We start from the raw sequence: 13,014 nt of genomic DNA, 5'->3' as shown, positions 1-13,014 counted from the left end.
ATAAGGCTATGCGTTTCAGCCAAGCATCCCGCTTCGCTAATATACGCTTTTGAGTTATCATTCATTAGCTCCATTATTGAAATGTTTTATCCCTTTTTCTGCCTTCCCTTACAGATTAAATACCTGACTGATGTTCTTTACCTGTGCCGCCATAATCATTAATTAATTTCCAGCTTACCGACGTTGCGCCCGCCACGGGCAATGCAAACATTTCGCTGCTCATCGGCGCGATATATGCCACCTCTTTCATTTCCCGCCCCCCGATACGGACATAATGGAAGTTCATATAATAAGGCGTTGGGTTGGTGAGTTTTAATTCTGAACCGACACGCTGCCATTTCAGCTGCTGCGTCACTTCTTCGGGTACCTGGCGGAGCAGCGGCGCCGGCCGATAAATCAATTTGATGCGGGTCTTGACCGCTATTTGCAGCGTATTCGATTTACCCGTCTGTGTTGTTGAAGGAATGGATTTAATATTCATCCAATACAAGCTTTCTTTATCTTTCGGTAAGTCATCGCCCACTTTCACGATGCGCAACATATTTTCCTGGTTGCCGTCCAACCGAAATAAAGGCGGCGTAACGACAAACGCGATTTTATCCACTCCGCTTTGTTGATTCTCCAGCCAGGACTGAATCAAATACGGTTCTTTATCCGGATTATCCACGCTGATTGACGCTTCTTTTTTTTCGCCGTTGAATATCACCCGCGTCCCGCCAATCACCACGCCGGCGTGAACCGTAGACGCAAACAATAAAATAATGAGAGCCGCTAAGGCGCCGTAGCGATTAAAACGCATAATATTATCTCCGAGGCAATACAGCCCGCTGTGAACCAGCGGGCAAGAAAATATTATCAGTTATAATTCAGCGTAAAGGTGGCGACGCTATTGGCTTTACCGGCGGTCACATCTGCCTGCGTGGAAATATAGCGGGCGGTAAAATCGAGGTTATTTTTCACGCCGCTGCCGGAAGCCAACGGATAAGCCGTCGACGCCGTGTAAAGCGGCAGAACACTGTTAGAAATATCAGACAGTTGGATACCGACGCCGGTAGCGACATCCGTTTCCTGAGTCAGCTGCAATACGTTGCTGTCGCCGTTATCGGCCGCGCCGTCAAACTTAACGGTGGCGCTTTTTACCGTATCCGGACAATCGGTGACTTCCAGCGTGAATTTTGTCGCGCTGGACGTTGATCCCTTGCCACCCGCAAATGCCGTTCGGGCCACATCACCCAAAACAACATTTAATGGATTACTCAAGTCATTCGTGACCTTGCACGCAGCATCGACAATATTCCCGGTAAAATTAACCTGACCATCTGCTGCCAGAGCAGGCAAAGCGCTTGAACACGCTGCCGCGACAAATGCCAACATAATCACTTTTTTTTCCATCATGGGTACTTCTCCTTTTGATTAGACAGACTTCAAAATATCCCCGCCACGGAGATCCCGGACAGGGAGAATAGGAGCCCCGCTCCTTTCACAGTTAATTATGCTTAGCTTTCCCCCTTTAGCAATACATAAAATCAATGTAAAGATGAGAAAAGATAATTACCCCAAATAGAATTAGCATCATTCTTAATTTTATTTTGAAAAAACCGCCAAATCGGCGTTTCTTGATTCATTCATCTGGCCGCAAGGGAATTTATTCTCGCGCTATTCGAAGGCGCTTTCGCCAGATCCTCCTCATTTCCCCCTCAGCCGGAAAATCGGGCGACATCGCCGTAAAATGAAAATCGGGCGAAAAAAAATCGCCCTAAAACAAATGACATTTATATTACGAAAGACATCACGACGCGGCGGCAGAGAGAGGGGCGGCAGAATAGCAAAAGCATGGCGATAACGGTTTATCGAACAGGAGGGAGAATAAGGCATTCGCCGTTCGTGAAACCGGCGCGGTCATGTGACAACGAGAAAATGGCGTTACGCAGAAATATTCTGTCTGGCGCCGTTCACTATTTCGAAAATAAGGTGGCAATGCGCTCTGTCGCGCAGAATAACGCATTGCTGCCTTATTGTTTTTCGGCGCCGCTAATTAATCGTCATGGCGATAATCTTCACCCAGCCCTCTGCCGGGTAGGGTTTCACACGCCAGGCCATCGCCCGCGGGAACGGCAGACGGATAGTTATCGTCCGGCGTGATAAAGACCGGCGTGGTCGCGATAAACCCATCGTTGAACACCGCCTCGATAAAGGTGGCCTCCCAGCCTTGCGCCGGGGCGGCCAGACGAAACTCGCCGCGATCGGCCTCCGCTGCGGCCAACGGCTCCGGGGTAAAGCGTACGCCGCACGAATAACGAAAATCTCGGGCCGTGCGGTTGTGCGCGCTCCAGCGCCGCACGGTGACCGGCGGTTCGGAAAAACGCAGCGTGCGCACCGCAGCATCCGCGGCGCTGCCTTGCACCTCGATCGTCGGCAACGCGATATCGCGCTGGCGGCGCTTGATCATCGCCAGTATGGCGCGTTCGGCGGCCGGCCGACTTGCCGCGCGATCCCCGTCGGCAATCGCGCGCAGCGAAGCCTCTCCCGCTGAGGCGCTGAAATAGAATCGCGTGCTGTCCGGCGGATAACGTTCGTCGCCGCTGGCGATGATGACATATTTCGGTACAGCTGGCCGCGCTCCCGCTGTCGGCGGCGGATAAGCGGTGGGATCCGCTATTTGCATCAGTTTGTCGAACGCCGGCGTCTCTATGCGCCGATCGATGCCGAGTTGGTAATAAGGATGAAACGCCAACGGCCAACGGCCGCCATACGTACGATAGGTATGCTTCAAGACCTGCCGCGCCGCGACCCCATCCGGGAACATGGCGACGACGGCATCGATGCGCTCATCCGACAATGACGCCAGCCACGCCGCGGTTGCGCCGCTCGCCGCGCCCGCCACGATGAATTTATCTATCCCCCACCGGCTCAATTCGCGCTGCGCCAGCGTCATGGTTTGCGACAAGGCCGCCGTCATGGGGATCGCCAGCGGCATCATCAAGTATTCATCCGCATCGTCCAGGAACAATCGCCAGCCTCTGGCCTGGCCGTCCTCCCCCGCACGATGCCGCCCCTCATTTTGATATTCCAGGTACGGATAAGGCAACCGGTTGACGACAATCACGACGGTGTGACTTTCCGCCGCCAAGGCCGCCGGCGTAGTGACGGAAAACGCCGCATTTTGCTTGCCCGGCCCGCTCGCCCCTGCGGCGGCGCAAGCGCAGTCATCGCTCATCAGCACCAACGCTTTACGGGCAAGCGCCCCGTTGGGGATATAAATATCCACATCGTGCCACCATTGCGTCGGCCGGATGGCGTCTTGCGGCGACCAGGATTGCGACATCAACCGATAATGACGTATCGACACGTCATGGCCGTTATCCACGCCCTTTAACGAATATGACAGAGGCAACATCGCCAACTGATTGTTATAACAAGGAATAACGGTGTGCAAGGCGGAATGTTCGTCCGCAAAGCAGCGATCTTCCTCTGCCGCCATAGCCTGCCGGCCGCCGATTAAGGCCAGGCAAATCAGCGCGATGTATCCGATGCGTTTTAGCATTTTTCCTCCCCCCTTTGTCCGTGGCAAATCCCTTTTACGCCGCCTGGCGGCAGGAAACCTTCCGCGCGCCTAGAGCACCTGATGAAAGCGTATCGGATAGCCAAAGCTGTCCTTTTCGAACGCCACGTCCCTGTCGTTCTCGCCCAGCAATAGGCTGTAAACGCCGTTTTCCTCATAACGGCTCATGGCGATATACAGCACGACCTCCCGATGGTCAGCGATCGTAAACTGTTTGCGCCTGGCGTTGATTTCCAACGTAAACGCCACCACCGGATTGTTGTTCAGAAATACCGAGGTCTGCTGCATGGAGACGATCCTGCCCTGCGCTTTCTCGGTCACCTGAAAGGGCGTGGCGTCATTGGGGGCGCGTATATCCACCTTCTTTTGGATATAGATAAAGTTAAACACCGCCAACGCCACCGCCACGAACAGATTGATGGCCATGATCAAGATGATTTTATTCGCCATGAACTCTCCCTTTGCCGTTCTTCCGGCTCCCGACATGTGCGAGGTAAAAGTGCCCTTGCGGGCACTTTTCATTAAGGGCCGGGCTTATGACGATTTACGGCCAAACAGCTGCGAGAAGGCGCTAATCCCGGCATCGATGACGGCGCCAATGCCCTCACCGAGTTTGGCGCCGGCGCCCGCCGCATCCGCGTGGATCCCGAATAGACCGGTACCGGCATCTACGATGGCGCCAATGCCATTGCCCAGGATTTTGCCGGCATCGGAAGCGATGCCTGCGCCGGAAACCGCCATGACTTCTGCTTCAGTCAGTTCTTTCATACTGTCTCCTTTGTATTTATCGACATGTTTAGTAATGAAAAAATGAAACCCTCACTGTTTGTTCACCTCCTTGTTATCTGCCCACGAAAGACCCTGTTGCCAATGCGTTCACCCGCGCGGCGGTGACAATGTCAGAATAGGCCGAACTCACGGCAGAGATAATCGGCAACGCCATTGCGGCTGTTGGGCAACGCAATCGGGTTAAACGGCAGCGCGCGCTTCAATTCGCCCATCGCATTGCCCATCACCACCCCCGTTCCGGCCCAGCGCAGCATGTCCAAATCGTTCATCGCATCGCCGAAAGAGAGGCAATCGCGCATCGCTATCTGTTTGGCGCTCAGATAGTCGGCCACGCTCCTGGCCTTGGAAATATGCTTATCCATGATGTCTATCGTTTCCGCAGAGGACTTACAGATGGACAGCGTTTTTCCGAAAGCCTGACTGACCTCGTCGTAAAACCGCTCGATCAGCGCCGCTTCCCCCTGCAGCAGCACTTTCAGGATCGGTTGCCGTTTCATCGCCTCCGGCTCGACATAGCGGCAAGCGACGCCCGAGGTTTTGATATAGTCGGCAAAATGCGGATTCTCTTCGGCCATCATCCATCCTTCCTGGGTGAACAACGTCACGTGGAGCGGACAGGCGAAGAGGTAATCCATCAACATCATTTGGCTGTCGCGAGGCAGGAAATAGCTTTTATCCGCCACCGGCCGCCCCTCGATATTGACCATCGCGCCATTGCAGGAGACGATCGCCGGCGAGAACCCCAAGCCATCCACAATCCCGCGCGCATCCGCATCGCAACGGCCTGTCGCGATGACGATTTCCAGCCCTCGGGCATGCAAGATATTGAGCGTTTCCACCGTCAGATCAGACAGATTTCCGGCAGGATCCAGCAAGGTTCCGTCAAGATCGCTCACGATCGCCCGGTATTTTATTTTGCCGTCGATAGCAAGCCACATATCACGCCTCCTCCGCCTGGATAATCCCGTCTTCGGCGCGGATTTCGCTGTCGGGCGGAAGGTGGGCGATCGCGAGCGCAATGGCCTGAAAACGGCGTCCTACCGCAACGATGGTCTCCTGAGCTATCTCGTGAGAATCATAAAACAGTGAAATGGCGAGCCGTTCCGCTTCGGGGAACAAGCACAGCACCGTCTGGTGGTTGCTGCCGCTGACGATATCCGTCACCTGGAACGTAAACGGCAAGCGCGGATCCTTCTGCGGTTGCGGCATGTTTTCAAACACAAACAGGCTGCCGAACGGCGAAGTGGGCACCCATTGTTCGTCGTAGCGGTTCAGTTCGGAAAAGGCGTACTTCTGCCTCAGCGTCTGGGAATCCGCGATATCGGCCAGCAACGCATAAATGGGCCGGCGGCGAATCGCCTGCAGGCGCAGCACCGGGCTGGCGACACACAGGCCAAACAGCGTCTGCACCTGCTCAATGTCCGCCGGGCGCTCGCTCATGGTCGTGCCGATCGCGATATCGTCACAGGCCAGCGCTTCGGCCAGCGCCAGCATCCAGGCCAGCTGCGTCAGTTGATTGACCGTGATCCCCTGGCGCCGGCAAAACGCGGTGAGGCTTGCCACCTGTTCCGCGCTGAATTCCGCGCCATATTGCCGCATGCGTCGCCCCTGCGGCGCGGCATCCGGCGAAGCGCTCAACGGCAAACGTTGGTTGACCGGCGCCCCGCGCAAATAGTTCGCCCAGAACGCCTGCGCCTCGGGATCGTCGCCGTGCGCACGCACATAAGCGGCGAAAGGCTCAAATCGGTTAATTTCCAGCGCCGGCGCGCCCCCTTCCAGCAAGGTGAGGTAGTCGTTGAACCAGTGTTCGAACAGAACGCCGAGGGACCAACCGTCGAACAAGATATGGTTAAAGGTCTGCACCAGATAGTGTTCATCGGCGTTCAACTTGATCAGGCGCCAGCGGATCAACGGCGGCGCATCCAGCTCAAACGAGGTTTCTCGTTCCCGAGCCAACAGCGCTTCCATCCTTTCTTCCAGCAAGGACGGCGGCGCGTCGGTCCAATCCTCGATCGCGATCGGCGCCTGCAGCGTCTCGCAGATGAAGACGTTGGGCCGCCCACGGCGGGTTTGATCGCCAAACCCGGCGCGCAGCATTTCAAATCGCTGCAGCGCCAGCGACCAGGCCTGGTTCAACACCTCCGGCTGCAGCGGGCCGGCCACCTCATAAACGGCCTGATCGATCTGATACTCGCGGTTAAGCCGGTTGAAATACATCAATTCCCGCTGCGTGACCGTAGCCTCGAAAACGGCGGCGATGCGATGACGTTGCTGCCAGCGGTCCAACTCGGCGAGGCTGACGTTGGCATGGGGGAAGTCCCCCGGGCTGGCGAGGCGAACGCCCTGGCTCGCCTCGTGGCAACAGTGTTCGACCAGCGCCGACAGGCTCTCCCGATAGTGCGAACCGATCCGGGCCAGCGTCGCCTGCGGCAATAAGCCCGACATCACGATGCTCAGCCGGTCGCCGTGCACGTAGAGCACCAGATCCAGCACATTGTCGCTCGCCGGCAGCGCGCCGTTTTCCAGATCCGCCGTTTGGTCGATCAAGGCCCACAAGGCGTCGTCAGTCTGTTCGTTAAAGACCCCGAGATAGTTGAATGAAATGGCCGGCAAGCGGTGGCGCCGCAGACAGGCTATCGCTTCGTCGTCCGACGCTGAACCGTATTTCAGCGCCGAATAGCCGATGCCGTGATCCGGCATCTTTCTTAATGCGTCCTTGATGGCGCGCAGCGTGTGTTTTGGGCTCTGATGCGCGGTGATGCGCAAAAGCAGTAAGGCGGTGAACCAGCCGACGGTGTCGTCGAGCTGAATTTTATCGTCATTGATATCGCGGCCATGGTGTTCGAGCGTCAGGTAACTGTCCGCACGGCCATGCCAGGCCTGCAACACCGGCGCCAGCGCCGCCAGCAACACATCGCGGATCGAGGTACGGTAGGTCTGATGACAGCTGTCCATCAACAGCGTCGTCAACGCCGCGTCGCACTCGAAGCGGCAAAACGCCGGACTCTGCGCCCCCTCGCTGAGCGTGGCGTAATCGGGTTGCCCGGCGATCATCGCCAACCAGTAAGCGCATTGGTCATGCCGGCTCGCCGCGTAGTGCCTTAACGTCTCGCCCCACTGCCGGTAGCTGGTGCCTTTCGCCGACAGCGATTCCCCCTGATGCAACCGTCGCATGTCTCTGACAATGATGCGCCAGGACACCACGTCGATGATCAGATGATGGAATGCGCAGAACATCAGCGCGTAGCCGGGCGCGCTGCTGTCGAAAATGTAGACGAAGCGGCACAGCGGCCCTTCTACCGGATCAAACCCCGATTGCCATTGATGCAGAAGTTCGGCGCGGCTTTGGCGACAAAGCGCCAGGTCATAGTATCCCCATGAAGGGCCGCCGTCGGCCATCGACAGATAGCGCTGCGCGACCAGCGCGCCGGCGTCGTCGGCGCTAAACCGCGCGCGCAGCATGTCATGGCGCGACGCCAGCCCGTTCACCAGATCGGCCACGCGCTCGGCGGACATCGGCGGCACCCGCACCAAAAAAGTCTGGTTGAAGAAGGCGCGATGTTGCGGCGGCTGCTCGTTGTACCAGCGCTGAATCGGCAGCAATTCGAATTCGCCCTGCAGCTCGCCCTGTTCATTGAGCGGCGCAATCGCCTCCCGTTGCTGCAAAATGCGCTTGGCCAGCGCCCGCGCATTCCGGGTTTCGAACACCGCACGCGAGTTGCTGTGATAGCCCGACTTGCTCAATTCGCTGGTGAACACGATGCTTTGGATCGAATCGCCGCCCAGACGAAAGAAGTCGTCATCCACCCCAACCCGTTCAACGCCGAGGATCTCCGCCCACAGGGCGCAAATCAACGCCTCCAGCGCGTTCTGCGGCGCGGCATATCGCTCGCCTTGCGCGAATTGCGGCGCGGGCAGCGCCGTGCGATCCAGCTTGCCGTTCACCGTCAGCGGTATCTCGTCGAGCGCGACATAGCTGGACGGCACCATGTAATCCGGCAGGATCCGCTCCAGCCGGGCGCGCAAATCGGCAGGATCCAGCGGCTCGCCCCGCGCCATCAGCACATAAGCGGCAAGGCGCTTGCTATCGCGATGGACGACATCCACCACGACGCATTTCTCGACGCCCTCCAACGCATTGATCGTATTTTCTATTTCGCTGAGTTCAATTCTGAAACCGCGGATTTTTACCTGGCAATCGTTTCTGCCGAGATACTCCAGATTGCCGTCGCGCAACTCTCGCACCCGATCGCCGCTTTTATACAAGCGTCGCCCGTTCAGCGTAATGAAACGCTCTTGCGTCTGCTGCGGCTGGTTGAGATAGCCGCGTGCCAGCGCGTCTCCGCCGATATACAGCTCGCCGGCCAGCCCTGGCGGCAACGGCTGCCGCCAGCGATCCAGCACATGAAGTTCGCGCCCCGGTATGGCTCGCCCAATCGGGATGCTGCTGCGGGTTTCGTCCGCCGCGATGGCGTACATCGTGGTGAACGTGGTGCATTCCGTCGGGCCATAGCCATTGATGACCTGCTGCGGGCGGTTGGCTTGCCGCACCAGGCGCTGCATCAGCGTGGCGGTCAGCGCCTCCCCGCCCACCAGCAGACAGCGCAGCCCGGCGAACAGGTCGGGGTGACTGAGGTAAAGATGATCGAACAGGCTGCGCGTCGCCCACAGAATCGATACCTGCTGCCGACGCAGCAAGGCTTCCAGCTGCGGCACATCGCCGGCGATATCCTCCGTGTCGCGCACGACGACCAATTTGGCGCCGTTGAGCAATGCGCCCCACACCTCGAACGTCGCCGCATCGAACGCCGGGCTCGAGAGGAAGAGCAACGCGTCATCGGGCGTGACAGCGATGCCGGACGCGGTCGCCAACCCGCACATCGCGTGTTGCTCGAGCATCACGCCTTTCGGGATCCCCGTCGATCCCGAGGTATAGATCACCGCGCCGAGCCGGTCGGCGCCGGTGACGGCCGGCAGATTCTGCCGCTCATGCGGCAGGCGGTTCAGATCGCCCAGCGCGAGGACGGACACGGCGTGCGGCATCATCGCCGCCAGCGCCTCGGCGGCCGACTGCAGGCTTTCCCCGGCGATGAGCACCGGCGCGCGCGTTTCTTCGAGAATATGCCGAATGCGCGCCTGAGGATAATTGCAGGAGAGCGGCACATAGGCCGCACCGGTTTTCAGCACCGCCAGCAGCGCCACCACCATTTCCAGGCTTTTCTCGCTGTACAGCGCAATCAGCGTATCCGCCTGGGGGGCGCCCCCGGTCAGCGCTTGGTAGCGGAGCGTAATTTCGCGCGCCAGGCTATTCGCCATGCCGTTCAGCTCACGGTAGCTGACATACAGCCCCTCAAACTCCAGCGCAATCTTATCCGGATAACGCAGGGCGATCGCCTCAAACCGGGCGCTGAGGGTTTCTCTCGGCAACGCGGGGGCCGCGTCGTCATCTGGCGGCATGTCGGCGGCGGGATAAAAGGCGAGGTGGCGTAAAGGCGCGTCAGGCGCGCGCATCACCGCTTGCATCAAGCGCATGAAATGTTCCGCGCAGTCGCGCATATCTTCTTCGTCAAACATGTCCTGACGAAAACGCAGCCGGAACTGCAAGGCATCGCTGTCGGCCCGATCCTCATATTCCAGGGAAAGCGACGCGCTGGCCATATCGTGGTTGGCTTCAAACAGCGGCGAAGTGGCGCAATCGGCCAGCGCCAATGCCGCATCGCGCAGGTTGGTTTGGGCAAAGGAAATCGGCATCGCGCGGATCCCCAACGCCTGCACCACCTGTTGCGTGGGCAGTTGGTTAAACCGTTGGCGCGAGTGCGGCGCCGCGGCGGTAATAAACGCCAGCGCGCGTTGATAAACGGCGGCGAAGCCTTCGCCGTCACGCAGCGAGAGGGGCATCACGCTGGTGTTGACATGCCCGCCAAGCGCAAATCTTTGCCCCTTTTTTATCGACACCGGATAGCTGATATAGACCGTTTCCTGATTGCCGCTGCGCGCCATCAAGATGCCCCACAGCACCAGCAACGCCAGAAAGTCATTCATTCGCCGTATTCCCGCGCCCTGCTTCAGCGCTTTCCATTGCGCTTTGGGCACCTGGAAACGCAGCTCGGCCGCCTCATCGCTTCGCACGGCGCCGCTTTTCTCAAAGGGCACGTCTATCGCGCCCAAATTTGCCGCTTCGGCCCGCCAGTGCGCCAGCGCTCCGTCGGCGGCCAGTTGTTCCACCTCGCGCTGCAGCTGCCGGTTGATGGCGGCAATCTCGGCCGCCTCGAGGCGTGTCGATAACCGCTGTTGACCATAGTACTGGCTCACCAATGAGAAAAACTCGTCGGAAGACGCGCCGTCGATCACCAGATGATGGCCCACCAGCGCCAGGGTATAGCGCCCCGCCCCCTCGGCGAAAAGCGCCCAACGATAAAGCGGCCCGCGGTAAATGTCGAAGGGCTGGCGAATCACTTGGGTCAGCAGCGTGCGGTCCGTGTAATGCTGCAAAGGATGGATTGCGTCATTGCGACGCCAATACAGCTCGCCATTCTGTTCATGAATATGGCTGTTCAGCAGGACATGATCTTGCACCAGCGCATTCAGCGCAGCTTGTAATCTGATGGGATCCAGCGCGCCCTCAATACGCTGCAGCACCAATACGTTGTAATTACAGCCCTCTGGATGGCGGTCATATTCATCGATAAAAACTTTTGAATAGGGTGATACAGGAATCTCTTCCATGACAAACACTCCATTTAGAATACACGTGCCCTGCTTAACGGCGATCCATGCGGCATACCCAAACCTCTTTCGGCATCAGCTCGCTTATCTTTTCTGAGTAATAACCGATCAGCATGTTGATGCGCTTTTCTGCAATGACCTCCGCCGCCTGAGCGCAAATCGACTTGTAAAAACCAATAGGGATCATCACTTTGCAACGGCTATGCAGGTGCCGACAAACGCCGATGGCCCAGGAAAAACACTCCCTGGAAGGATTGGAAATATCCAAAAGTTCGGCACACTCACTGGAACAGCCAATCACAGCGTAGAGATTGCCTTTATTGATATAATGAATTTTATGATACAGAGGATGTTTTTCAATATATTCAAATGCGCGATGATCTTTTTCTCGCCCCAGATTATTGATAAAACTGGCCTGCCGCGCTTGGCCGCCCTCGGTAAAACGAAAGGCCATAAACTTATCAGGCTTTAAGGTTAATTCGACGAAGGGATAGATTTGCGTATTGGTGGTTAAATACTTTCTGAAAATCTTTTCATAAACCCTGATCTTCCTGTCATCGGAAAAGCAGATATCCGCCGCCACATCCGAACGCTTAGCCTGCAGGAAAAAATCTTTCAAGACGGTAGAAGATTTGACCTGACGGTGGATCCCAAGATCGCCAAGCATATTGACATTAAAAGACAATTTATTGATTTTAAAAGGATAAAAACTGGATACAAACATCCCGAGATAACGTTCTTGATCCTTGTAAAATATGCCCGTTTTTTCCATCGGCGCCCCACAATGCGGATCGAGCAAATGCTTCCAGTGCAGGAAACGCTCCCCGCCCAAATCTCTGCCATAAAGCTCCTGCAATAATTTGAAATGATTATGAGAAACCGCTTCCCTCACAAAGACAGCCATGTTTTATCTCCCTATAAAACCGATTCCATGCTAGGCGGAAATCAATAAAAGATGACCGCTCAGCGCCGTTGATAATACGGCGCCGGACCGTTCGCTTCCTTTCCCTGATTAACAAGAGTCGCTGTGCATTTTTAACCAGCGCAAGAATTCAATATTATTATCGATGTTCAGTTTTCTCATGGCCGAACGTTTATGAATACTCACCGTTTTCGGGCTGATGCCGAGCAACATCGCCGTTTGGTTTTGTGAATAGCCCAAATGGATCAAACGGCACACTTTCCCCTCGCTAAAGGTCAACTGGGTACGACAACGCGGGCAATAGCTTGAAACCAAACTATTTTTTTTGCGATAGCAGAACATGACCTTGTCCACGATCGCCGCCACGCTGTCTTTGCGCGTAATACTTCCGGCTTCCAAATTGCAATGAATTTTAGGGAATGTCTTTTTATGCTCCAATATTGAAAAATAGAGCGGAATAGAAGAAAAGTTGCCCTGCAAAAGCTGGGTATGACAAAAATTTATGGACACCCGCTTGTCCGGCGCCCTGAATATGATGTTGGCACGTTCTTCTCCCGTGATCTTGGCCTTAATGCCATTGGTGAGAAAACCTTCTTGCAAGGCAAGACTCAACCCCAGCTTGAAGAATTGATTTTTATCCACAATAGCGATATTGACGCGCTCCATTAACAAACCTCCCTTTTGACTACGCTTGCTCACTCTCCTTACTGCAATATCATTGCTGTGATTATTTTTTGTTTTAACGTGCTTTTTAATAAAAAGCGTTATAGGCGAAGCAAAAAAAGCCATGCCTCGCAAAAGTGCATTTTATATAGGGTTATATAACTCATCTGCCCTGGAGAGCATACAAAAGCAAGACGCGGTAAGCTGCCGCGCTTCGCAAGGGAAATTGCTATCGTAAGATATATTTATAAGGCATCATTGCCATCAGCATCACGGTGCTAAGATTTTTCTCTGATACGTTAATTTTACTCCAAGAGCGCAATATATCCAGATAAATATCGAAAAAACACAT

The 13,014-nt window shown here is 56.0% G+C and carries 9 protein-coding genes; all 9 read right to left on the bottom strand.

What is annotated here, in order from left to right; all coding sequences use genetic code 11:
* Positions 1-115: 115 nt before the first annotated feature.
* Positions 116-799 carry a fimbria/pilus periplasmic chaperone gene (locus tag L085_RS13005; protein ID WP_044030916.1) on the bottom strand — a complete coding sequence of 228 codons (684 nt, stop codon included), beginning with the start codon at positions 797-799 and terminating at the stop codon, positions 116-118.
* 56 nt (positions 800-855) lie between these two features.
* A complete protein-coding gene (locus tag L085_RS13000) occupies positions 856-1,395 on the bottom strand; it encodes a fimbrial protein (RefSeq protein ID WP_004935293.1) in 540 nt (179 codons plus the stop codon).
* A 640-nt stretch (positions 1,396-2,035) separates the two neighbouring features.
* Complete coding sequence (locus L085_RS12995) at positions 2,036-3,544, bottom strand: PhoPQ-activated protein PqaA family protein (RefSeq protein WP_044030915.1); 1,509 nt, start codon at positions 3,542-3,544, stop codon at positions 2,036-2,038.
* Positions 3,545-3,613: 69 nt separating this feature from the next.
* Complete coding sequence (locus L085_RS12990; protein ID WP_004935300.1) at positions 3,614-4,012, bottom strand: hypothetical protein; 399 nt, start codon at positions 4,010-4,012, stop codon at positions 3,614-3,616.
* A gap of 84 nt (positions 4,013-4,096) precedes the next feature.
* The gene (locus L085_RS12985) at positions 4,097-4,330 is read right to left on the bottom strand and encodes a hypothetical protein (protein ID WP_004935304.1); all 234 of its coding nucleotides are present in this window, start codon (positions 4,328-4,330) and stop codon (positions 4,097-4,099) included.
* Between the two features lie 131 nt (positions 4,331-4,461).
* Positions 4,462-5,289 (bottom strand): Cof-type HAD-IIB family hydrolase, encoded by an 828-nt coding sequence (locus tag L085_RS12980; RefSeq protein ID WP_004935307.1) that lies wholly within the window; start codon positions 5,287-5,289, stop codon positions 4,462-4,464.
* A gap of 1 nt (position 5,290) precedes the next feature.
* A complete protein-coding gene (locus L085_RS12975) occupies positions 5,291-11,077 on the bottom strand; it encodes a non-ribosomal peptide synthetase (protein ID WP_044030914.1) in 5,787 nt (1,928 codons plus the stop codon).
* Between the two features lie 34 nt (positions 11,078-11,111).
* Entirely contained in the window at positions 11,112-11,981 is an 870-nt protein-coding gene (locus L085_RS12970; protein ID WP_015378383.1) for a hypothetical protein, read from the bottom strand.
* 108 nt (positions 11,982-12,089) lie between these two features.
* The gene (locus tag L085_RS12965) at positions 12,090-12,665 is read right to left on the bottom strand and encodes a LuxR family transcriptional regulator (RefSeq protein ID WP_004935315.1); all 576 of its coding nucleotides are present in this window, start codon (positions 12,663-12,665) and stop codon (positions 12,090-12,092) included.
* Positions 12,666-13,014: the final 349 nt, after the last annotated feature.

This window comes from Serratia sp. FS14 (assembly GCF_000695995.1).
In the GTDB taxonomy this organism is placed as follows: domain Bacteria; phylum Pseudomonadota; class Gammaproteobacteria; order Enterobacterales; family Enterobacteriaceae; genus Serratia; species Serratia nematodiphila.
The sequence above is the reverse complement of the archived record's forward strand: the minus strand, read 5'-3'. Positions and strand labels throughout refer to the sequence as shown.